The sequence below is a fragment of the Pseudomonas sp. p106 genome (assembly GCF_003936645.1).
Lineage (GTDB): Bacteria > Pseudomonadota > Gammaproteobacteria > Pseudomonadales > Pseudomonadaceae > Aquipseudomonas > Aquipseudomonas putida_E.
In genome coordinates this window covers 174,846-196,596 of sequence record NZ_RHQR01000004.1, presented here as the reverse complement: position 1 = coordinate 196,596, position 21,751 = coordinate 174,846, and the positions used below count along the sequence as shown (strand labels likewise).

General features: G+C 63.3%; 21 protein-coding genes. 13 read left to right on the top strand and 8 right to left on the bottom strand.

Annotated elements, in window-relative coordinates:
* Positions 1 to 113: 113 nt before the first annotated feature.
* Positions 114 to 533, top strand: coding sequence for a hypothetical protein (locus EGJ09_RS07195; RefSeq protein WP_012312583.1), 420 nt, complete (start codon positions 114 to 116; stop codon positions 531 to 533).
* A gap of 25 nt (positions 534 to 558) precedes the next feature.
* Positions 559 to 1,428, top strand: coding sequence for a cation diffusion facilitator family transporter (locus EGJ09_RS07190; protein ID WP_012312582.1), 870 nt, complete (start codon positions 559 to 561; stop codon positions 1,426 to 1,428).
* A gap of 3 nt (positions 1,429 to 1,431) precedes the next feature.
* Here the strand turns inward: EGJ09_RS07190 and EGJ09_RS07185 are convergent, their stop codons facing one another.
* The gene (locus tag EGJ09_RS07185; RefSeq protein ID WP_125923516.1) at positions 1,432 to 2,277 is read right to left on the bottom strand and encodes a DUF6515 family protein; all 846 of its coding nucleotides are present in this window, start codon (positions 2,275 to 2,277) and stop codon (positions 1,432 to 1,434) included.
* Positions 2,278 to 2,671: 394 nt separating this feature from the next.
* Here EGJ09_RS07185 and EGJ09_RS07180 point away from each other — a divergent pair, with 394 nt between their 5' ends.
* Positions 2,672 to 3,148, top strand: a complete 477-nt coding sequence (locus EGJ09_RS07180) for an Lrp/AsnC family transcriptional regulator (RefSeq protein WP_003249795.1) — start codon at positions 2,672 to 2,674, stop codon at positions 3,146 to 3,148.
* 32 nt (positions 3,149 to 3,180) lie between these two features.
* Positions 3,181 to 3,384, top strand: coding sequence for a DUF2788 domain-containing protein (locus EGJ09_RS07175; RefSeq protein WP_012312580.1), 204 nt, complete (start codon positions 3,181 to 3,183; stop codon positions 3,382 to 3,384).
* 101 nt (positions 3,385 to 3,485) lie between these two features.
* Here EGJ09_RS07175 and EGJ09_RS07170 read toward each other — a convergent pair whose 3' ends face one another.
* From EGJ09_RS07170 to EGJ09_RS07155, 4 genes are all read right to left on the bottom strand, one after another.
* The gene (locus tag EGJ09_RS07170) at positions 3,486 to 4,115 is read right to left on the bottom strand and encodes a pseudouridine synthase (protein ID WP_125923515.1); all 630 of its coding nucleotides are present in this window, start codon (positions 4,113 to 4,115) and stop codon (positions 3,486 to 3,488) included.
* A 6-nt stretch (positions 4,116 to 4,121) separates the two neighbouring features.
* A complete protein-coding gene (gene amn / locus EGJ09_RS07165; protein ID WP_046785144.1) occupies positions 4,122 to 5,585 on the bottom strand; it encodes an AMP nucleosidase in 1,464 nt (487 codons plus the stop codon).
* 68 nt (positions 5,586 to 5,653) lie between these two features.
* The gene (locus EGJ09_RS07160) at positions 5,654 to 7,306 is read right to left on the bottom strand and encodes an acyl-CoA dehydrogenase family protein (RefSeq protein WP_125923514.1); all 1,653 of its coding nucleotides are present in this window, start codon (positions 7,304 to 7,306) and stop codon (positions 5,654 to 5,656) included.
* A gap of 125 nt (positions 7,307 to 7,431) precedes the next feature.
* Complete coding sequence (locus tag EGJ09_RS07155; protein WP_119688211.1) at positions 7,432 to 9,423, bottom strand: hybrid sensor histidine kinase/response regulator; 1,992 nt, start codon at positions 9,421 to 9,423, stop codon at positions 7,432 to 7,434.
* A gap of 265 nt (positions 9,424 to 9,688) precedes the next feature.
* On the opposite strand from EGJ09_RS07155, the gene EGJ09_RS07150 reads away from it, so the two are divergent.
* The 4 genes from EGJ09_RS07150 to EGJ09_RS07135 all read left to right on the top strand — a co-directional run bounded on the left by EGJ09_RS07150 (position 9,689) and on the right by EGJ09_RS07135 (position 13,157).
* Positions 9,689 to 10,486, top strand: a complete 798-nt coding sequence (locus EGJ09_RS07150) for a hydroxymethylpyrimidine/phosphomethylpyrimidine kinase (RefSeq protein WP_046785141.1) — start codon at positions 9,689 to 9,691, stop codon at positions 10,484 to 10,486.
* A gap of 14 nt (positions 10,487 to 10,500) precedes the next feature.
* On the top strand, positions 10,501 to 11,124 hold the full coding sequence (gene thiE, locus EGJ09_RS07145) for a thiamine phosphate synthase (protein ID WP_046785140.1): 624 nt from the start codon (positions 10,501 to 10,503) through the stop codon (positions 11,122 to 11,124).
* Positions 11,125 to 11,141: 17 nt separating this feature from the next.
* Complete coding sequence (hemL, locus tag EGJ09_RS07140; protein WP_115273497.1) at positions 11,142 to 12,425, top strand: glutamate-1-semialdehyde 2,1-aminomutase; 1,284 nt, start codon at positions 11,142 to 11,144, stop codon at positions 12,423 to 12,425.
* 186 nt (positions 12,426 to 12,611) lie between these two features.
* Positions 12,612 to 13,157: a tetratricopeptide repeat protein gene (locus tag EGJ09_RS07135; RefSeq protein WP_119688210.1), complete on the top strand. Its 546-nt coding sequence runs from the start codon at positions 12,612 to 12,614 to the stop codon at positions 13,155 to 13,157.
* A gap of 6 nt (positions 13,158 to 13,163) precedes the next feature.
* Here EGJ09_RS07135 and EGJ09_RS07130 read toward each other — a convergent pair whose 3' ends face one another.
* Positions 13,164 to 13,490 carry a DUF1820 family protein gene (locus EGJ09_RS07130; protein WP_039601874.1) on the bottom strand — a complete coding sequence of 109 codons (327 nt, stop codon included), beginning with the start codon at positions 13,488 to 13,490 and terminating at the stop codon, positions 13,164 to 13,166.
* A 163-nt stretch (positions 13,491 to 13,653) separates the two neighbouring features.
* On the opposite strand from EGJ09_RS07130, the gene EGJ09_RS07125 reads away from it, so the two are divergent.
* The 4 genes from EGJ09_RS07125 to lnt are packed head-to-tail and all read left to right on the top strand — an operon-like array spanning position 13,654 to position 17,509.
* Entirely contained in the window at positions 13,654 to 14,652 is a 999-nt protein-coding gene (locus EGJ09_RS07125; RefSeq protein WP_012312570.1) for a PhoH family protein, read from the top strand.
* Positions 14,645 to 15,118, top strand: coding sequence for an rRNA maturation RNase YbeY (gene ybeY / locus EGJ09_RS07120; RefSeq protein WP_012312569.1), 474 nt, complete (start codon positions 14,645 to 14,647; stop codon positions 15,116 to 15,118). Before EGJ09_RS07125 ends, ybeY begins: the two co-directional genes overlap by 8 nt.
* Before the next feature lie 25 nt (positions 15,119 to 15,143).
* Positions 15,144 to 15,983, top strand: coding sequence for an HlyC/CorC family transporter (locus tag EGJ09_RS07115; RefSeq protein ID WP_046785138.1), 840 nt, complete (start codon positions 15,144 to 15,146; stop codon positions 15,981 to 15,983).
* An 8-nt stretch (positions 15,984 to 15,991) separates the two neighbouring features.
* On the top strand, positions 15,992 to 17,509 hold the full coding sequence (lnt, locus tag EGJ09_RS07110; RefSeq protein WP_046785137.1) for an apolipoprotein N-acyltransferase: 1,518 nt from the start codon (positions 15,992 to 15,994) through the stop codon (positions 17,507 to 17,509).
* Positions 17,510 to 17,649: 140 nt separating this feature from the next.
* On the opposite strand, the gene EGJ09_RS07105 is transcribed toward lnt, so the two are convergent.
* Together EGJ09_RS07105 and EGJ09_RS07100 are read right to left on the bottom strand one after the other, a co-directional pair.
* Positions 17,650 to 18,411: a YdcF family protein gene (locus EGJ09_RS07105; RefSeq protein WP_125923513.1), complete on the bottom strand. Its 762-nt coding sequence runs from the start codon at positions 18,409 to 18,411 to the stop codon at positions 17,650 to 17,652.
* A gap of 134 nt (positions 18,412 to 18,545) precedes the next feature.
* A complete protein-coding gene (locus tag EGJ09_RS07100; RefSeq protein WP_012312565.1) occupies positions 18,546 to 18,860 on the bottom strand; it encodes a hypothetical protein in 315 nt (104 codons plus the stop codon).
* Between the two features lie 227 nt (positions 18,861 to 19,087).
* Here EGJ09_RS07100 and leuS point away from each other — a divergent pair, with 227 nt between their 5' ends.
* A complete protein-coding gene (gene leuS, locus EGJ09_RS07095; protein WP_046785135.1) occupies positions 19,088 to 21,694 on the top strand; it encodes a leucine--tRNA ligase in 2,607 nt (868 codons plus the stop codon).
* Positions 21,695 to 21,751 lie beyond the last annotated feature (57 nt).

The window sequence follows — 21,751 nt, the reverse complement described above, 5'->3', positions numbered from 1 at the left end:
GTCCTCGAACAGTCTGGCGAGTATAACGGCGAACCCAGCCTGCTCTATCATGGTCTTAGCATCAGGTGCCGGCGTATCGCCCCACCTTGTGGCAACTTTCTTCGGAGATTCAAATGCGCATCCCATCCCGCGTCATCGGTGGCGCCCTCATCGCCACCTTGCTGACCCAGCTGACGGCCTGCGGCACACTGTTCTACCCCGAACGCCGCGGGCAGATCGAGGGCAAGGTCGACCCGGTAATCGTCGCCCTCGATGCCATCGGCATCCTGTTCTACGTGATCCCAGGCCTGATTGCCTTTGGCGTCGACTTCGCCACAGGTGCCATCTACTACCCTGGGGGCACCACGGCACAAGTAGCGCCAGAGAAACTGCGCGAAGCCATCAAGCCCGATGGCAAGGTCGACAACCTCAAGCTGCAGGCCATTCTCGAAAGCGAACTGGGCCAGCGCCTGCCGCTGGACGACCCGCGGTTGATCCAGCATCGCGGCAGCGTCGAGCAACTGGCAGCGTTCGGCCTGGTGCCGACAGCCTGAAACCTGCAAGGAAACCACCCTCGGCATGATCACCTCGGCTGAACACCAGCGCCTGCTACGCCTGGCCACCCGCGCCTCGCTCGCGGTGGCCAGCATCCTCGTGCTGAGCAAGGCCGTGGCCTGGTGGCTGAGTGGCTCGGTCAGCCTGCTGGCCGGGCTGACCGATTCGGCGCTGGACGCGGTCGCCTCGTTCCTCAACCTGCTCGCAGTGCACTATGCGCTACGCCCGGCTGATGATGACCATCGCTTCGGCCACGGCAAGGCAGAAGCCTTGGCAGGCATGGCCCAGGCAGTGTTCATCGGCGTGAGTGCGGTACTGATCGGGGTTCAGGCCGCCGAGCGCCTGCAATCGCCACAGCCCTTGGGTGATACTGCAATCGGTATCGGCGTGATGCTGCTGTCGCTGGTGCTGACGCTGGCCTTGCTGGCGCTGCAACGCAAGGTGGTACGTGTGACAGGCTCAACGGCGGTGCGTGCCGACTCGCTGCATTATCGCTCTGACCTGCTGCTAAACGGCAGCATCCTGCTGGCCTTGCTGCTGGCGCGCTACGGCTGGCCACAGCTGGATGCGCTGTTTGGCCTGGGTATCGCGCTGTACATCCTGTGGAGCGCACTGCAGATCGCCCGGGAAAGCACGGCAATCCTGATGGACAAGGAACTGCCCGGTGACATCGGCGAGGGCATGGTCGAACTGGTGCTGGGCATCGCCGGGGTCAAGGGGGTGCATGACCTGCGCACCAGGGTGTCGGGCAATCAGTGGTTCGTGCAACTGCATCTGGAGCTGCCGGGCCAGTTGCCGTTGCACGAAGCACATGCCCTGTGCGTCCAGGCCTCTGAAGTCATCCGCCAGCGTTATCCACAGGCCGATGTGATGGTGCATGCCGACCCCGTCTGAGGCTCAATTGATACTGTAGCCCCGGCCACTGAAACACGCCCCCAGCGCCCGCCGGTAGTTGTCTGCAACATTGGCCGGCGGTGCGCTGGGGGCGGTTGCAGGGTCGAAGTTGGACTGGCTCACCGCCCAACGGTGACACTGGTAGCGGTCCTGGTCCTGCTGCTCCTGGCCTTGCCCATGCATCGGGTAGGCCACCACATCGTATGCGTTGCCTGAGGGGGCTTGCGCCACGGGCACCGGTGCCGGTGCAACCGCGGGCGGGCTGACCACCACGTACTCCTGGCTGTCTGCCAGGTACTGGTAATACGTATCGGCCACCAGGAAGAGCAAGGCACCCCCCACCCACACTTCACGTGCATAGGATGGCAGGTAGCCGACCCGCACCCCGTAAGGCGGAGCTACCACGATGTAGCTGCCGCCCTGCGGGCGGTACCAGTAACCACCTGAGTAGAAATAGTCCTGCCCACGGTACGGCACTTTCCAGTAGCGGTCCGGGAAATGGTCGATGCTGTGCCCCGGACGATACTGCGGCCCCGGCCCCCAACCATTGCCATGGCCATCCGGCCGCCCCTGCCAGTCGCCACCAGGCCGTTGACCAGGGCCGCCAGCCTCCCAGTGCCGGTAATCGGCATTGCGCCGGGGAATATCCTGGTAGTAGCCCTGGCGGGCGGGCTGGGTCTGGTGCACTTCATCGCGCGAGTTGAGCGGCGAACGGCCTTCGTAACTACCGTTGGGATCCTGCCGGCCATTGCCACCATGCCCGTCGTCAGGGCCCTGGGCCATCGCCCCCAGGCAGATGCTCACGCCAAGCAAACCAACACCTGCCAACTGCCAGATGCGCGACTTCATGTTGTTCCTCACGGTCAAGATAACGGCACGCTGCCAGTCTACCGTGCCTGTAACGGACAAACAGATGAAATCGCGGCCATGAAAAAAGGGAGGCCTTGAGGCCTCCCTTTAAGAATTGTCGTCCGTGCTCGGCACTTGTGGTGCCGGCTCACCTCATACGCTCTTGTGGAGGTACGTAGCCCGGGGGCCTGGCGGATCCTGTTGGATGGCTGGCCGCGACCGCCCGCCTAGGGCGCGTCGCCGTGGACTGATGTCCGGGCAGTGATTCTGTTGATAAAGATACGGGACAGGGGGCGGCAGCGGATTGCGAAGATTGCTCAGATAAATAGCACTTGCGCAATTTTTAACCCTGGATCGATAATTCACCGCAATCTGATCAGAAAAGGCCTTTTCCATGAGCAAGCTTGACCGCTACGACCTGAGCATCCTCGCCGAATTGCAGCGCGATGCGCGCATTTCCAACCAGGAGCTGGCCGAACGCATTGGCCTGTCGCCCTCACCCTGCTCTCGTCGGGTCAAGCAACTGGAAGACGACGGCTATATCTCACGGCAAGTCGCCCTGCTCGACCGCAAAAAGCTTGGCCTGAGCCTGACGGCTTACGTGCTGATCGGCATGGACCGGCACACCCCGGAGCGCTTCGAGACCTTCGAGGCAGCCATCCGCAACTTGCCACAGGTGCTCGAATGCAGCCTTGTAACCGGCATGGATGCCGACTATCAGCTCAAGGTGGTGGTACCGGACATGGATCACTACCAGAAACTGCTATTGGGCAGCCTGACCCGCATCGAAGGCGTCACCAGCGTGCGCTCGAGCTTCGTGCTCAATCAGGTGCTGGCGAGTACCGAACTGCCCCTGACCCACCTTCGTTGATTGGCTGCTGAGCTTGCCTGGAGAACACACAGATGGATCCGGCTGTATTTGAAGAATGGATGATGATCATCCTGGTCACCGTGCTGATCGGTTTCATGGGCTTCATCGTCTGGGACTTGGCAAAGAAATCCAAGGCCGGGCGCTTTGGCACGATGATCCTGTTCTTCGTGCTGGGGCTGGGGGTGCTGGCCTTTATCATCAAGACCGTGGTCGTGGGGTTTCTGGAAGGGGTGTAGCGCCCTCTCAAGCCGCATCGCCGGCAAGGCGGCGCCCACAAATGCCAAGGCCTGCGCATTTTCTGTGGGGGCCGGCTTGCCGGCGATGAAGCCAGCGAGCATTACAGCTTGGCCGGCACCTCGCGCCAACACCCCTGCTCCAGCCCATCCAGCGCCCAATCACCGATCCGCACCCGCACCAGGCGCAAAGTCGGCAAGCCCACCGCCGCTGTCATGCGCCGCACCTGGCGGTTACGCCCCTCGCGAATCACCAGCTCCAGCCAACTGGTCGGCACGCTCTTGCGAAAGCGTACCGGCGGGTTGCGCGGCCACAGCTCAGGCTCATCGAGGCGCCGTGCTTCGGCAGGCAAGGTCGGCCCGTCATTGAGCTCCACGCCTTCGCGCAACCGCTTTAGCTGCTCATCGTTCGGTTCGCCTTCCACCTGCACCCAGTACGTCTTGGCCAGCTTGTGCCTGGGGTCGGCGATGCGCGCCTGCAAACCGCCGTCGTTGGTCAGCAGCAGCAAACCTTCACTGTCACGGTCCAGCCGCCCGGCCGGGTAAATGCCAGGAATATCGATGTAATCCTTGAGCGTGGCACGGCCATCGCTCTCGCTGAACTGGGTAAGCACATCGAATGGCTTGTTGAACAGGATCAGGCGAGGCTCGGCCGGTGGCGCCTTGGGCTGGCGCTTTGGGCCGGCAGGCCGCGCCTTGGGGTGGCGCGGCTTGGAACGGGGTGGCAGTGGCATGGATCCTCAGCGGAACGGCGGCTCATCGAAGCTGCGCAGTTTACGCGAGTGCAGCGAATTGAGCTCGGTGCGCAGCAGGTCGAGGGCGGCGATACCGATCTTCAAGTGCTGGCTGACCGCGCGGTTGTAGAAGGCGTTGGCCGACCCAGGCAGCTTGATTTCGCTGTGCAGCGGTTTGTCGGACACACACAGCAAGGTGCCATATGGCACTCGCAGGCGATAACCCTGGGCGGCGATGGTGCCGCTCTCCATGTCTACCGCCACGGCCCGCGACAGGTTGATCAGCGGCCGTTCCTGGGCCCAGCGCAGCTCCCAGTTACGGTCGTCGTATGTCAGCACGGTGCCGGTGCGCAGGCGCTTCTTCAATTCCTCGCCCCGCTCGCCGGTAACCTGGGCTGCCGCCTCCTGCAACGCCAGTTGCACCTCGGCCAGGGCCGGGATCGGGATGTTCGGCGGCACCACCCGGTCAAGGATACCGTCGCGGCGCATGTAAGCGTGCGCCAGCACATAGTCCCCGATGGTCTGCGACTGACGCAGGCCCCCACAGTGGCCGATCATCAGCCAGCAATGCGGACGCAGCACGGCCAGGTGGTCGGTGATGTTCTTGGCGTTGGACGGGCCGACGCCGATGTTGACCAGGGTGACACCATCACCGTCAGCGGCGATCAGGTGATACGCCGGCATCTGATAGCGGTGCCAGACCACGCTGGCCACCAGGGCCTGGGCCTCACCATGGTCCATGCCCTTTTCGATCGCCACGTTGCCCGGCAGCACCATGCGCACGAAACGCGGGTCGTCACGCAGCTGTTCAAGGCCATGGCTGATGAACTGGTCGACATAACGGTGGTAGTTGGTCAGCAGGATCCAAGGCTGCACATGGCGCCAGTCGCTGCCGGTGTAATGCACCAGGCGGCGCAGCGAGAAGTCCACGCGGGCGGCGTCGAACAGCGCCAGCGGGAGGGTTTCGGCACTGCCCCAGTCACACAGCCCGTCGGCGATGTTGTCGGTGGCGGCGGACAGGTCGGTACTGGGGAATACCCGTGCCAGCTCGGCGGCAGTGATGCCGCTGCCCGCCAGTTCATCGCCCTGGTCGACCACGTAAGGGTACGGGATGTTCTGCTCGCTGACGCCTACCTCGACGGTCACGGTGTAGTCGTGCATCAAGGGGCGCAACTGCTCGAGCAGATAACCCCTAAATGCCGCAGGCTGGGTGACTGTGACGCTGTAGGTGCCCGCCACCTGTACCTTGGCATAGGCACGGGTGGTGGCGGCGACTTCGCCGTGGCTGTAATAGGTCAGGCGCAAGGCCGGGTAGCGGTAAACGGCGCGCTCGTCGGCGTCCGGCTCGGTGCGGTCCTTCAGGTAACGCTTGAGGGCCTGGCTGAGGGCCCCGGTGGCCTGTTCATGCAAGGCCGCCAGACGGTCGACGGCCTGTTCGGGGGTATCAACGACTACAAAGGCTTGGCTCACACTGTGCTTCCTGTCTGGACATGCATGTCAGCCATCTTGCCTGCCTTCGCCGGTAAAAACACCCCCTGTCAGCCGGGCCAGACCGGCGTGGCCCGTGCCACCAGCGCCTGGACATCGGCGCCGCGCGGCAATGCCCCGTAAACGCGGCCGCCGCCGGCCAGCCGGCTGCCGATGAAGGCATCGCTGACTGAGGTGTTGCCCGCTTCCAGCAACAGCTTGGCCTGCAGGGCCAGGGCGATGTCCTCGGTCAGCTGCCGGGCACGATACTGAATGTCGCCCGTGTCGGCGAACGCGCCCTTGAGATTGCCGATGTGCGCCGCCAGCCGTGGATCGCCATGGCCATCGCCCAGTTCAGCGAACAGCGCGTCGAGCACACCCGGCTCCTTGGACAAGGCACGCAGTACGTCCAGGCACTGGACGTTGCCCGACCCCTCCCAAGTGGAATTGACCGGTGCTTCGCGGTACAAGCGCGGCAGGATGCTGTCCTCGACATAACCGGCGCCGCCCAGGCATTCGGCAGCTTCGTTGATCATCGCGGGCGCGCGCTTGCAGATCCAGTACTTGCCCACCGCCGTGACCAACCGGGCGAAGTGCGCCTGCTGCGGATCATCGAGTTGCTCCAGCGCTTGCCCCATGCGCAGGCTCAAGGCCAGGGCCGCTTCGCTTTCCAGTGCCAGATCGGCCAGCACGTTCTGCATCAGCGGCTGCTCGCTCAGCAGCCGGCCGCCGACCTTGCGGTGCGCGCAGTGGTGACTGGCCTGGGTCAAGGCCTGGCGCATCAGGGCGCTTGAGCCGACCATGCAGTCGAAGCGGGTCATGGCCACCATCTCGATGATGGTTGGCACTCCCCGCCCCTCCTCGCCGACCATCCAGGCCAGAGCGCCACGCAGTTCCACTTCGCTGGAAGCATTGGAGCTGTTGCCAAGCTTGTTCTTCAGGCGCTGGATGTAGAACTGGTTACGGCTGTCATCCGGGCGATGGCGTGGCAACAGGAAACAGCTCAAGCCTTTGTCGGTCTGCGCCAGTGTCAGGAAGGCGTCGCACATCGGCGCCGAACAGAACCATTTATGCCCAACCAGCTCGTAGGCCTGGCCCGGCCCCGGGCTGCCGACAGGATAGGCGCGGGTGGTGTTGGCGCGTACATCGGTACCGCCCTGCTTTTCTGTCATGGCCATGCCGATGGTCACGCCCGCCTTGTGCTGATCGCCGACGTTGCGGGGGTCGTACTCGCGGGCGAGAATCTTCGGCAACCAGTACTCGGCCAGCTCAGGCTGCAACCTGAGTGCGGGGACAGCGGCAAAGGTCATGGTCAGCGGGCAACCGGTACCGGCTTCTGCCTGGCTGTGCAGGTAAGTCATCGATGCCCGGGCTACATGGGCGCCGAGGCGCGGCTCGGCCCAGGGCAACGACGGCAGGCCGTGTTCGACGGCCGTACGCATCAGCTCGTGGTAGGCGGGGTGGAACTCCACCAGGTCGATGCGGTGCCCGTAACGGTCATGGCTGCTGAACGCTGGTTTGTGCGCGTTGGCCAGAAAGCCTGCGGCCATCAGGGGCCCACCGGCCAAGGCACCGTAGGCATCGATCCGCGATTCGGCCCAGCCGGCACCGAAACGCCGCGACCACTCCTGCAGTGGCAGGTCCAGGCGGTACAGGTTGGCGCCGTCGAGGGACGGTGGCTGATTGGTGACTTCGTGGGTTTCAGCGTACTGGTGCAGGTTCATCGGGAGCTCCTGGGGCCGGGTATGCATGAAAGTCCCAGTGAAGCACTCCCTGTGGGCCAGTCAAAGTGACAATAATGACTAAACAGGTGGCAACGCACACCATCGTGGCATGCGCCCGGCAGCCTTCAGAACCGGGTAACCCCCGAAGCCGCCCTGCCCGCCGTTACCTGCACCTGCGCTATCGCCACATTCAGCGTCAACTCGAAACGGCTGCCCAACCCCCGCGTAGACTCATGCATCAACGTGCCCCCCAGCACCTCGCCCAACTGCCGGCAGATCGACAGGCCGATGCCCAGGCCACCGTAGCGCCGGGTCATCGAGCCATCGACCTGGAAGAAGCGCTGATACAGGATCGCCTGGTCCAGGTCATCGAAGCCGATGCCGCTGTCACTGACGGTGAAGGTCAGCGCCAGGCTGTCGGGCCCAAGCCGACGGCCGCGCACCTGAACCATCACACCGCCCTGGTGGGTGAACTTCAGGCCATTGTCCACCAGGCAACCCAGGCAGCGCGTCAACTTATGCGCATCGCCAAGCAGTTCGTCCGGCAGCTCTGCGGGAATGTCCAGGCTCAGGTACAGCCCTTTGCCAAGGGCGGTTCCAGCATAGCCGGCACGCAGGTCCTGAAGCGTGCGGCGCAAGCTGAACGGCACTGGCTGCGCGCGCAGGCGACCTGCCTGCAGCTCGGTGAGGGTAAGAATATCGTCGACCATGTCCATCATGTTCTGCGCAGAGCCCACCGCCGTGCGATGGTACTGGGCCATCTCGGCGCTCAGCGGCAACGTGTGCATCAGCTCCAGCGAGCCGATAACACCGTTCATCGGGGTGCGCAGTTCATGGGTGATCGTGGCGAGGAATTCATCCTTGAGGTGGTTGCTCCTGGCCAGCTGCTGGTTCAGTTGTTCCAGTGTCCGCCCGGTATCACGCAGGGTCTGCGCCTGTTGTTCGCGCATGCTGTTGATACGGTCGGCCAGGGCCAGGGACAACAACGCCACTTCCAGCGCCGCACCGAGCTGGCTGGCATACATGGTCAGGAACACATTGGGCAGGTACCCCAGCACCATCAGGGTATTGACCAGCCCGCCCAGCAGGAACGCCGTCCAGGCAATGATGAACCAGCGAGCCACGCGCAGACCGCGCACCCAGGCGTATAGCCCCGCAGTGAAAATGCTGACGGTGAACAGCAGGGCCAGCACAGTGGCCATGCGCAAGGCAATGCCATAGGGCATGCTCACCGCCAGCAGCATCACCAGCACTGCCCCGAGCATCAACAGTTGCAGCAGCCGATCGAACCCTCGGCTGATCGTGCCCAGGCGCAGGAAGTGGCGGGCGAACTGGCAACCGAACAAGCCGGCAGCACCAATGAACAAGGGCGTGGCGGCATTCGCCCACCAGGGGCTGTTCGGCCAGAAGTACGCCACCCCTGCGCCGTTGACCGACACCTGGTAGAGGCCGAACGAGGCAATATAGAGGATGTAGTAGAGGTAACTGACGTCCCGAACGCTGAGGAAGATGAACAGGTTGTACACCAGCATCACCAGCAACACCCCGTAGATCATCCCCAGTACATACAGGCGCGTGGGCTGCTCTTCCATGTAGGCCTCGGCAGACCACAGCGCCAACGGCGCCTGCACCGAGCCCTGGCTGTGCAGGCGCAGGTAGACGGTGGTCGCCTGATTGGGCTGCAGCGGCAGTTCGAACAGGTAGTTGTTCTGGCGGATCTGCCGGCTGTCGTAGGGCAAGGCATCGCCGGTACGCTGTGCCAGGCGGTAGGTACCATCGGCGCCCGGCAGATAGAGCTCGAGGTGATCCAGCGGCGGGTACGCCAGCTCCAGCAACCATTGGCGCGGTGCGGGGTTGGCCGAGGCCAGGTAGCGCAAATCGACCTTGAGCCAGAACACCGAAGTCGAATAGCCGGCATTCAGCACTTGTTCACGGTGCAGGCGAAAACGCTTGGCGAAGGTGGGCGCGGTAACCTGGGCGATGCTGGCGCTGCCCTCGCGGTCTTCATAGACCTGCATGGTGCTGCCCAGCGAAAGGTACCGGGTGGTGTCGTCGAAATCGACCGCAGTGGCCAGCACGGGCAAGCAGCCCAGAAGCAAAATCAGCAAATAGCGCATACGGCCCCAGCATGGCGTGCCCGGACACGTCGCAATGGCCCCCTATCCCTATGAGACGACGAATTCCGGTAAAGCCCGTTTATCGAGTTATCCGAGCACTCTAGCATAGCTTTGAAGGCTGGCAACGGGCCATCTTGATTTAAGCTTAAAAGGCTCTAGATCAGTGCTTTCAGGCAAGTTAAAAGCATAAAGCTGACCCATCGATCAACAAAACCCGTTTGTAGGACGATCCGTACAAAAGGGTTTGGTGGTAAGCTCGCCGACCATGAATACCTACAGCTCCCGCCCCGTTGTCCTCTGTCTATCCGGCCACGACCCAAGTGGCGGTGCCGGCTTGCAGGCAGATATCGAAGCCCTGATCGCCCAAGGCTGTCACGCCGCACCTGCGGTGACCGCCCTGACCGTGCAGGATACCGTCAATGTTTCCGACTTCCGCGTGCTCGACCGCGAGTGGGTGCTGGCCCAGGCCAATGCCGTACTGGCCGACTCCACGGTAGCCGCGGTCAAGCTGGGCATGCTCGGCTCGATCGAAATGGTCGATACCGTCGCCGAACTGCTCAGTGCCCACCCGCACCTGCCGGTGGTCTGCGACCCGGTGCTGCGCGCCGGTGGCGGTGGCCGGCTGGGCAAGGACGAGGTCGGCTATGCCCTGCGCGAGCGCCTGTTGCCGCTGGCCGCCATCGCCACCCCGAACCTGCCCGAGGCCCGCATTCTTGCCGAACTGCCCGAAGGTACGGCAGATGAGTGTGCCGAAAAATTGTTGCCGTTCTGCAAACACCTGCTGATTACCGGTGGCCACGGCGACGAAGACGAAATCCACAACCGCCTGTACAGCCGCGATGGCCAGCGTCATACCTGGACCTGCCAGCGCCTGCCTGGCAGCTACCACGGCTCGGGTTGTACCCTGGCCAGCACGTTGGCCGGCCGCCTGGCCTTGGGCGAAGCCCTGCAAAGCGCCGTGCGCAGTGCACTCGACTACACCTGGCGCACCCTGCGTGACGCCGAGCAGCTGGGCAAGGGCCAGTTCGTCCCGCGCCGCCTGCCCCTGGACTTCTGCTCCTGATACGAGGCTTTCTGATGAAGCTACGCGGTCTGTATGCAATCACCGACAGCCAGCTGCTCGCCGGCCGTTTCCTGTCCCATGTCGAGGCGGCACTGGAAGGCGGCGTGCGCCTGCTGCAGTACCGCGATAAAAGCGATGATGACGCCCGTCGACTGCGTGAAGCCCAAGCGCTTCTCAAGCTCTGCGAACGCTACGGCACCGAGCTGGTCATCAACGACGACGCCGAACTGGCTGCGCGCCTGGGCGTCGGTGTGCATCTGGGGCAGACCGACGGCCCATTGACCCCGGCGCGTGCGCTGCTGGGCCGCCAGGCCATCATTGGCTCGACCTGCCACGCCAGCCTCGACCTGGCCGCCCAGGCCGCCAGCGAAGGCGCCAGTTATGTCGCCTTTGGCCGTTTCTTCAATTCCGTGACCAAGCCCGGTGCACCCGCTGCCGATGTTGGCCTGCTCGCGCAGGCCCGGGCCCAGGTCAAACTGCCGCTCGCCGTGATCGGCGGCATCACCCTCGACAACGCCGCTCCGCTGGTCGCCCACGGTGCCGACCTGCTGGCGGTGATCCATGGCCTGTTCGGTGCCGACAGCGCGCAGGAAGTCACCCGCCGCGCCCGCGCCTTCAACGCCCTGTTCGCTTCCTGATTTCAAGAGAAGATCCCATGTCCCGTTCCGAATCCCTGTTCGCCCAAGCCCAGAAGCACATCCCAGGTGGCGTCAACTCGCCGGTCCGCGCCTTCAAGAGCGTCGGCGGCACCCCGCTGTTCTTCAAACATGCCGAAGGCGCCTATGTCGTCGACGAAGACGACAAGCGCTATGTTGACTACGTGGGTTCGTGGGGCCCGATGATCCTCGGCCACGGCCACCCACAGGTGCTCGACGCGGTGCGCAACCAGTTGCAGCACGGCTTGTCCTACGGCGCGCCGACCGCCATGGAAACCGAGATGGCAGACCTTGTCTGCTCGCTGGTGCCGTCCATGGAAATGGTACGCATGGTCAGCTCCGGCACCGAAGCCACCATGAGCGCGATCCGCCTGGCCCGGGGTTACACCGGCCGCGACGCCATCATCAAGTTCGAAGGCTGCTACCACGGCCACTCCGACAGCTTGCTGGTCAAGGCCGGTTCCGGTTTGCTGACCCAGGGCGTGCCAAGCTCGGCAGGCGTGCCGGCGGACTTCGCCAAGCACACCCTGACCCTGCCGTTCAACGACATCGCTGCAGTCGAGAAGACCCTGGCCGAAGTCGGCCAGACCGTAGCCTGCATCATCGTCGAGCCAGTGGCCGGCAACATGAATTGCGTACCGCCAGCGCCTGGCTTCCTCGAAGGCCTGCGCGAGCAGTGCGACAAGCACGGCGTAGTGTTGATCTTCGACGAAGTGATGACGGGCTTTCGCGTCTCGCTGGGCGGCGCCCAAGGCTACTACGGCATCACGCCGGACCTGTCGACCTTCGGCAAGATCGTCGGCGGCGGCATGCCGGTCGGCTGCTTCGGCGGCAAGCGCGAGATCATGGGCTGCATCGCCCCGCTGGGCCCTGTGTATCAGGCCGGTACCCTGTCGGGTAACCCGCTGGCCATGGCCGCAGGCCTGACCACGCTGAAGCTGATCAGCCGCCCGGGCTTCCACGACGAGCTGAGCGGCTTCACCAGCCGCATGCTCGACGGCCTGCAGCAGCGCGCAGATGCCGCTGGCGTGCCGTTCGTGACAACCCAGGCAGGTGCCATGTTCGGCCTGTACTTCAGCGGCGCCGACGATATCGTCACCTTCGATGACGTGATGGCCAGCGATGCCGAGCGCTTCAAGCGCTTCTTCCACCTGATGCTCGACGGTGGCGTCTACCTGGCACCTAGCGCGTTCGAGGCCGGCTTTACCTCGATCGCACACGGTGACAAGGAGCTGCAGATCACCCTGGATGCGGCTGAGCGGGCATTTGCCGCACTGAAGTAAAGCGCGGCCAGAGCTCTTCGCCGGGTAAACCCGCGAAGAGCTCTGGCGATAAATGCCCGTCCATCACCAGTAACTTTTCCCACCGGTACATAAATTCGAGTAAAACTTTGTAAGGTTGGCGCTGCTTATCCCATAATGTGCCACCAGAGACATTGGCCGTAGCTTTGCAGAGGTAAGTCGATCCCCATGAACCGCACCGGCCGCGCCCTTGCCCTGGGCTGCCTGTTGCTTCTTCAGCCCCTGCTGGCACTGGCGGAGGGCGGTAACTCGTTGCTGATTCCTGCAACGGGGCGCTGCACGCTCAATGTCCAGCCAGAGGACCAGCAAAACGCCCTCAAGGCTTGCGAGCAGATGGCGGCGACCGGGGACGCCCAGGCGCAGTACGAACTGGGTGAGTACTACTACGCGCAAACCCCCAAAGACCTGAAAATGGCCTTGGACTGGTTCGAAAAAGCCTCGCTGCAGGGCCATGCACAAGCCCAGTATCGCCTTGGCGGCATGTTCTTTCATGGTGAAGGGGTCGAGGCCAACAACGTACAGGCCTATATCCTGCTGAAAATGGCGGCGGTCAACGGCGCCGAAGATGCGCTGGACATGGCCGACGAAGTCACCGAGCAGATGCCCCGCGATGAACTGGAGCATGCCACCCAGGTGCTCGGCCAGATCTTCCGCAAATACCTGCTGGAACTGCAAAGCGCCGAAGGGCGCACGCCGTTCTCGCCGCTCCCCTGACTCGCTTTACTTCTCTGGCATCGGCATAGGGAACGGCATCACATTGCCACTTCCCTTGGCTTCGCTGATCTTGGCCGTGCCCAGGCGCTCGACCTCGTCGATACGCACGATCGAGTGCATCGGCACGAAGCTGCGGATCACACCTTCGAACTGGTTCTTGAGCTTCTCTTCGCTCGGGTCGACCACGATCTGGGTGCGCTCCCCAAAAACGAATTCCTCGATTTCCAGGAAGCCCCACAGGTCGCTCTGATAGATCTGTTTGGCATACATCTCGAAGACCTGCCCCTGATTGAGGAAGATCACTTTATAGATGGCGGGTTCGCGTTTGCTCATGTTTGCCGGGATAACACATGCGTAAGAAAAGGCGCGCATCATAACAGACAGGCCCGTTGATCTGTGCCGCCGATACCGTTGAACGTTTCAGTGCTTTCGCCCCTGCCCTTCAAGGGTTATTCTTGAGTTCACCATTATTGCCGTCGAGCGGCTAAAAACGACCTTGAACGCACCCATACAACCTCATCGCTTCATCCTCGAACCCTTCGAGGCCCACCGCTTCGCCAACCTGTGCGGCCAGTTCGACGAGCACTTGCGCCTGATCGAACAACGCCTGGCTATCGAAATCCGCAACCGCGGCAATCAATTCGAGCTGATCGGCGAACCCAAGACAACCTCTGCTGCCGAGCAACTGCTGCGCCGCCTCTATCGCGAGGCAAAGGCCACCGAGCTGTCGCCGGAAACCGTGCACCTGTACCTGCAGGAGTCGACCGTCGAGAACATCGATAACCCGGCAGTCAACGAGGTCAGCGTTTCCCTGCGCACGCGCAAGGGCAACATTCGCCCACGCGGCGTCAACCAGCAGCGCTACGTCAAGGAAATCCTGGCCAACGACATCAACTTCGGCGTAGGCCCGGCCGGTACCGGCAAGACTTACCTGGCCGTGGCCTGCGCCGTCGATGCCCTGGAGCGCGAGCAGGTGCGACGCATCCTGCTGGTGCGCCCGGCGGTCGAGGCCGGCGAAAAGCTTGGCTTCCTGCCTGGCGACCTGGCCCAGAAGATCGACCCGTACCTGCGCCCGCTGTACGACGCCCTGTACGAAATGCTCGGCTTCGAGCACGTGGCCAAGCTGATCGAGCGCCAGGTGATCGAGATCGCCCCGCTGGCCTACATGCGCGGCCGTACCTTGAACAACAGTTTCATCATCCTCGACGAGAGCCAGAACACCACGCTCGAGCAGATGAAAATGTTCCTGACCCGTATCGGCTTCGGCTCCACTGCGGTGATCACCGGCGACATCACCCAGGTCGACCTGCCACGTGGCACCAAGTCGGGCCTGGCTCATGTGATCGAGGTGCTCAAGGACGTTCCGGGTATCAGTTTTACCCACTTCCAACCCAAAGATGTGGTTCGTCACCCACTGGTGCAGCGCATTGTCGAGGCCTATGACCGCTTCGATGCCCGCCAGGCCAAGCCCGAGGCGCCCGGCAAAGATGCTTGAACTTGACCTGCAGCGCGCCACGGATGCCGCCACCCCTGACGATGCCGCTTTGCGCGCCTGGTGCGAACTGGCCTTGCGCCAGCGCAGCGCCGACTCGGAAATGACCATCCGTCTGGTCGACGAAGCCGAAGGCCGCGAGCTCAACCACACCTACCGGCACAAAGACTACGCGACCAATGTGCTGTCGTTCCCGGCCGATGTGCCCGATGAACTGCTCGATATCCCGCTGCTGGGCGACCTGGTTATCTGCGTGCCGGTGGTCGAGCGCGAGGCTGCCGAACAGGGCAAATCGCTGCAAGCGCATTGGGCGCACCTGGTCATCCACGGCTGCCTGCACCTGCTTGGCTACGACCACATCGAAGACGATGAGGCCGAGGAAATGGAAGCGCTGGAACGGGAATTGCTGGCAGAACTGGGTCACCCCGACCCGTATGCCGATGATGAAAACGATTCAATCACACACTGATACTGCAAGGATCACGAGAACCGCCATGAGCGAAGATCGATCGAGCAACGGGCAGAAGTCCTGGCTGGGTAAACTGACCCAGGCTTTTGCCCATGAGCCGAAAAACCGCCAGGAGCTCCTCGAGCTGCTGCGCGAAGCCCATCAGAACAAGCTGCTCGACAGCGAAGCGCTGACCATCGTCGAAGGCGCCATCCAGGTCGCCGACCTGCAGGTACGCGACATCATGGTGCCGCGTTCGCAGATGATCAGCATCAAGGCTACCCAGTCACCTCGCGAATTCCTGCCGGCCGTCATCGACGCCGCGCACTCGCGTTACCCGGTGATCGGCGAAAGCCATGACGATGTGCTCGGGATCCTGCTGGCCAAGGACCTGCTGCCGCTGATCCTCAAAGAGAACGGCGACAGCTTCAACATCAGGGACCTGCTGCGCCCGGCCACGTTCGTGCCCGAGTCCAAGCGCCTGAACGTGCTGCTGCGCGAGTTCCGCGCCAACCACAACCACATGGCCATCGTCATCGACGAGTACGGCGGCGTGGCGGGCCTGGTCACCATCGAGGACGTGCTCGAACAGATCGTCGGCGACATCGAAGACGAGCATGATGTCGAGGAAGACAGCTATATCAAGCCACTGCCCAGCGGCGACTTCCTGGTCAAGGCGCTCACGCCGATCGAGAACTTCAACGAGTTCTTCGACAGCGAGTTCTCCGATGATGAGTTCGACACGGTTGGCGGCCTGGTGATGAGCGCTTTCGGCCACCTGCCCAAGCGCAACGAGACCACTGAGATCGGGCCCTACAAGTTCCGTATTCTCAATGCCGACAGCCGGCGGATACACTTGCTGCGCCTGACCCCGATCACCCGCTAAGGACAAACATGCGTTGGATCACCCGCCCCGGCTGGCCCGGTAACCTGCTGGCCTTGGCGGCCGGCGCCTCTACCCTTCTGGCCCTGGCGCCATTCGACATCTGGCCGCTGGCCCTGTTGTCCATCGCGGTGCTCTACCTCGGCCTGCGCGAGCTCACCCCGCGCCAGGCCATGTGGCGCGGCTGGTGGTTCGGGTTTGGCCTGTACGGGGCCGGCACCTGGTGGATCTACGTCAGCATGAACACCTACGGCGGCGCCTCGCCGCTGCTGGCGATCGTGCTGCTGGTGGCGTTCTTCGCCGCCCTTGCCTGGTTCTTTGCCCTGCCCACCTGGCTGTGGGCGCGCTGGCTGCGCCGCAATGAAGCCCCCTTGGCCGATGCGCTGTGCTTTGCCGCCCTGTGGCTGCTGCAAGAGGCTTTCCGAGGCTGGTTCCTGACCGGCTTCCCCTGGCTTTATGCCGGCTACAGCCAACTGGACGGGCCTTTGGCTGGCCTGGCGCCGCTGGGCGGCGTGTGGCTGATCTCTTTCGCCCTGGCATTGAGCGCGGCGCTGCTGTGCAACCTGCACCGCCTGCGTGCACGCCCATCGTTCCTTGCCGTGGGAGCCTTGTTGCTGCTGGCCCCCTGGGTTGTCGGCATGGCCCTCAAAGACCACGCCTGGACCAAGCCTGCTGGCGACCCCCTGACGGTCGCAGCCCTGCAGGGCAACGTCGAACAAGAGCTGAAATGGGACCCGGCGCACATCGATGCACAACTGGCGCTGTACCGCGACATGAGCTTCAGCTCAAAACCGGTGGATCTGCTGGTTTGGCCAGAGACAGCCGTGCCGATCCTCAAGGACCAGGCCCAAGGCTACATCGACGTGATGGGGCGTTTTGCCGCCGACCGGCATTCGGCACTTATCACCGGCGTGCCGGTGCGCGAAGTGGTGCATCAGCAACGCCGCTACTACAACGGCGTGACCGTGACAGGCGAAGGCGATGGCACCTACCTCAAGCAGAAGCTGGTGCCCTTCGGCGAATACGTGCCACTGCAGGACATGCTTCGCGGCCTGATCGAGTTCTTCAACCTGCCGATGTCGGACTTCGCCCGCGGCCCTGAGGACCAGCCACTGCTCCAGGCCAAGGGTTACCAGATTGCCCCGTACATCTGCTACGAGGTGGTCTACCCCGAGTTCGCTGCGGGCTTGGCGGCGCGCAGCGACCTGTTGCTGACCATCAGCAACGACACCTGGTTCGGCACCTCGATCGGCCCGCTGCAGCACCTGCAGATGGCGCAGATGCGCGCGCTGGAAGCCGGCCGCTGGATGATCCGCGCCACCAACAACGGCGTCACCGCCCTGATCGACCCGTTTGGCCGGATTACGGCCCAGGTTCCGCAGTTCCAGCGGGCCGTGCTGTATGGCGAAGTGGTACCGATGCAGCAACTGACGCCGTACCTGCAATGGCGCTCGTGGCCGCTGGCGATTGTCTGTGCCTTGCTGCTGGGTTGGGCATTGCTGGCGGGGCGCATAGCCAAAACCGTCTGATCAGGCCGTAGAAGCGGCCTTGTGTCGCGATGGGCTGCGAAGCGGCCCCAGGATATCAGCGGCGCCACAGATATCCTGGGACTGCTGCGCAGTCCTTTCGCGACACAAGGCCGCTCCACGGGCTCGAGTGCTCTCTTGAATCAATAGAACAACCGATACCCCGCCAACCCTACCGCTTCATTCAGCAATTGCCCGCTCTGCCACATCGCCCGGCTTTCCGGCAGCAACCCGGCAAACGGCCGCGCATGGTCCCGCCCAAGGAACCCCATCGGCGCCGGTATCACTTCAAACCCGGCCTGCTCGAAGCTCCAGCGCGAACGTTGCATGTGCCACGCCTGGGTCACCAGCACCACACGCCCAATACCCAGTGGCTTGAGTAATTGCGCGCTGAATTGGGCATTTTCCCACGTAGTTCGGCTGGCCTCTTCCTTCCATTTGACCTCGACAGCGAAATCTTCACGCAGCCGATCCGCCATTAGCCGCGCCTCGCTCGGCGGGGTACCGTAGTGCAAACCACCACTGGTCAGCACCGGCAAGCCCGAAGCCTTGGCCAGTCGCGCGGCAAAGCGCATACGCTCAAGCGCCGTTGCCGAGGGCTGGTCCTCACCGCCCCAGGCCGGATCACCGCGCTCACGCCCTGCGCCGAGCACGACGATGGCATCCGCCCTGCGCGCCAGGCTGGCCCAATCGCCGGATGCCAGCGGGGGCTCGGTTTCCAGCAGGCGCGCACCGTGCTGCACCACCAGCGGCAGGCTCATCAACCACAACCCACCCAGCCCCAGCACAAAGCACAGCGCCGCCAGGCGCGGGCGCCGGGCGCGCAACCACCAGGCCGCCAGCAACAGCAGGAACAGGATGCCCGGCGGCATCAACCATTGTTTGATGAAAAATCGAATCGGCATCGGCTACACCTCCTTGGCAGGCGTGCAGCCTATGAGGATCGGCGCCGGTCAACAAGTGCGCTGCCGGCGCCGATCGAGTGAAGTGTTTGTTGAATTACCGGGGCGCGATGGCCTGCGCCGGGCGCCCTGAACGGCTAGCGATGTGGCAGCGTCCTGGGTGTCGCCGTCGTGGCGGGGCGTTTCTTGTCCTTGAGCCAGATGATCTTCGCCGATGTCGGTTCCGCATGCGGGTAACTACCGGCGCAGGCATTACGGCGTTCCGGGACCGAGTCCAGGTAAGCCTTGATCACTTCGAACTCTGCATGGCTCAGGCCACGCAACTCCAGCTCGGCTGGCATCTCGTCGCGCAATCGTACCGACGTTCTGGCGACTTCCAGGGCCAGGCCAAGACGGTCGATCAGGCGTTCGTAAAGCTCCGGTTTGATTGCGGGTAGCTGCGTCTCTCCCATCCGTTCACCTCATTGAAGATAAAGAATATCTCCCCCCACACCTGAGCTTAGCGCCGCTTCGAAAAGCAGCCCGATGCAGCGACCAGCGGCCATTCGCAATCAGGGTTTCCCACGATGCGCGGCGCTACTGTATGCTACGGCGTTCACTCTCACGACACCGGAGTGCCGGACGCAGCGAGGTTCCGCTGCCTGGAACAAGGTCTCTTCTCTCTCAGCCAAAAGTAGCCATGCACGAACAATACACGCCCCGTGATATCGAAGCCGCCGCCCAGCATTTCTGGGACGAGCAACAGTCGTTCGCTGTTACCGAACAGCCAGGCAAAGACACCTACTATTGCCTATCGATGTTCCCGTACCCGAGCGGCAAGCTACACATGGGCCACGTGCGCAACTACACCATCGGCGACGTGATTGCCCGCTACCAGCGCATGCTGGGCAAGAACGTCCTGCAACCGATGGGCTGGGACGCTTTCGGCATGCCAGCGGAAAACGCGGCGATGAAAAACAACGTCGCCCCGGCCAAGTGGACATACGAAAACATCGACTACATGAAGACCCAGCTCAAGAGCCTGGGCCTTGCCATCGACTGGGCACGTGAAGTCACCACCTGCAAGCCGGACTACTACCGCTGGGAACAGTGGCTGTTCACCCGCCTGTTCGAAAAAGGCATCATCTACCGCAAGAACGGTACCGTGAACTGGGACCCGGCCGACCAGACCGTGCTCGCCAACGAGCAGGTCATCGACGGCCGCGGCTGGCGTTCGGGCGCGCTGATCGAAAAGCGCGAAATCCCCATGTACTACTTCCGCATCACCGACTACGCCGACGAGCTGCTGGAAAGCCTCGACGAGCTGCCGGGCTGGCCTGAGCAGGTCAAGACCATGCAGCGCAACTGGATCGGCAAGTCGCGCGGCATGGAAGTACAGTTCCCGTACGATCAGGCGAGCATCGGCCACGAAGGTACGCTGAAAGTCTTCACCACCCGTCCGGACACCCTGATGGGCGCGACCTACGTTGCCGTTGCCGCCGAGCACCCATTGGCTACCCAGGCCGCCCAGGGCAACCCGGCGCTGCAGGCATTCATCGACGAGTGCAAGAGCGGCAGCGTTGCCGAGGCCGACATGGCCACCCAGGAGAAGAAGGGCATGCCCACTTCCCTGCTGGTCGAGCACCCCCTGAGCGGTGAAAAGCTGCCGGTATGGGTCGCCAACTATGTGCTGATGCACTACGGCGACGGTGCCGTAATGGCCGTACCGGCCCACGACGAGCGCGACTTCGAGTTCGCCCACAAGTACAACCTGCCGGTCAAGGCTGTGGTGCGCACCAGCGCCGGCGACGAAGTCGGCAGCGAATGGCAGGCGGCCTACGGCGAGCACGGCCAGCTGATCAACTCCGGCGAGTTCGACGGCCTGGACTTCGCTGGTGCCTTCGATGCCATCGAGGCGGCCCTGATCCGCAAGGAGCTGGGCAAATCCCGCACCCAGTTCCGCCTGCGCGACTGGGGCATCAGCCGCCAGCGTTACTGGGGCTGCCCGATCCCGATCATCCACTGCCCGTCCTGCGGCGACGTGCCGGTGCCGGAAGACCAGCTGCCGGTCACCCTGCCAGAGAACGTGGTGCCGGACGGCGCCGGTTCGCCACTGGCGCGCATGCCCGAGTTCTACGAGTGCAGCTGCCCGAAATGCGGCGCCGCGGCAAAGCGTGAAACCGACACCATGGACACCTTCGTCGAGTCGTCCTGGTACTTCGCCCGCTACGCCTCGCCGAACTACGACAAGGGCCTGGTCGATCCGAAAGCAGCCAACCACTGGTTGCCGGTCGACCAGTACATCGGCGGCATCGAACACGCCATTCTGCACCTGCTTTACGCGCGCTTCTTCCACAAGCTGATGCGTGACGAAGGCCTGGTCACCTCCAATGAACCGTTCAAGAACCTGCTGACCCAGGGCATGGTGGTCGCCGATACCTACTACCGCGTCGCCAGCAACGGTGGCAAGGACTGGTTCAACCCGGCCGACGTCGAAATCGAGCGCGATGCCAAGGCCAAGATCATTGGCGCACGCCTGAAGACCGACGGCCTGCCGGTGGAAATCGGCGGCACCGAGAAGATGTCGAAGTCGAAGAACAACGGCGTCGATCCGCAGTCGATGATCGAAGCCTACGGCGCCGACACCTGCCGCCTGTTCATGATGTTCGCCTCGCCGCCCGACATGAGCCTGGAATGGTCGGACTCTGGCGTCGAAGGTGCAAGCCGCTTCCTGCGTCGTGTCTGGCGCCTGGCCCAGGGCCACGTCAACCAGGGCCTGCCGGGTAAACTGGACCTCGCCACGCTGAACGACGAGCAGAAGGTCATCCGCCGTGCAATTCACGCCGCGATCAAGCAGGCCAGCACCGATGTGGGCCAGTACCACAAGTTCAACACCGCCATCGCCCAGGTGATGACCGTGATGAACGTCCTGGAGAAGGCCCCCCAGGGCACCGAGCAAGACCGTGCGCTGCTGCAAGAGGGCCTGGAGGCCGTCACCTTGTTGCTGGCCCCGATCACCCCGCACATTTCCCACGAACTGTGGAAGGCGCTGGGCCATGAGCAAGCGGTTATCGATGCTGGGTGGCCAGTTGTCGATGAAAGCGCTCTGGTGCAGGACACCGTCACCCTGGTGGTCCAGGTCAACGGCAAACTGCGTGGCCAGGTAGAAATGCCTGCAGCCGCCAGCCGCGAAGAAATCGAAGCCGCCGCCCGCAACAACGAAAATGTCCTGCGCTTCATCGATGGCCTGACCATCCGCAAGGTCATCGTAGTGCCAGGCAAGCTGGTCAACATCGTCGCCAACTGATGGCAACGCCCACCTGCAGCCAGTGCGGGTGGGCGGTATCGGCCCACAAGGGAGCAA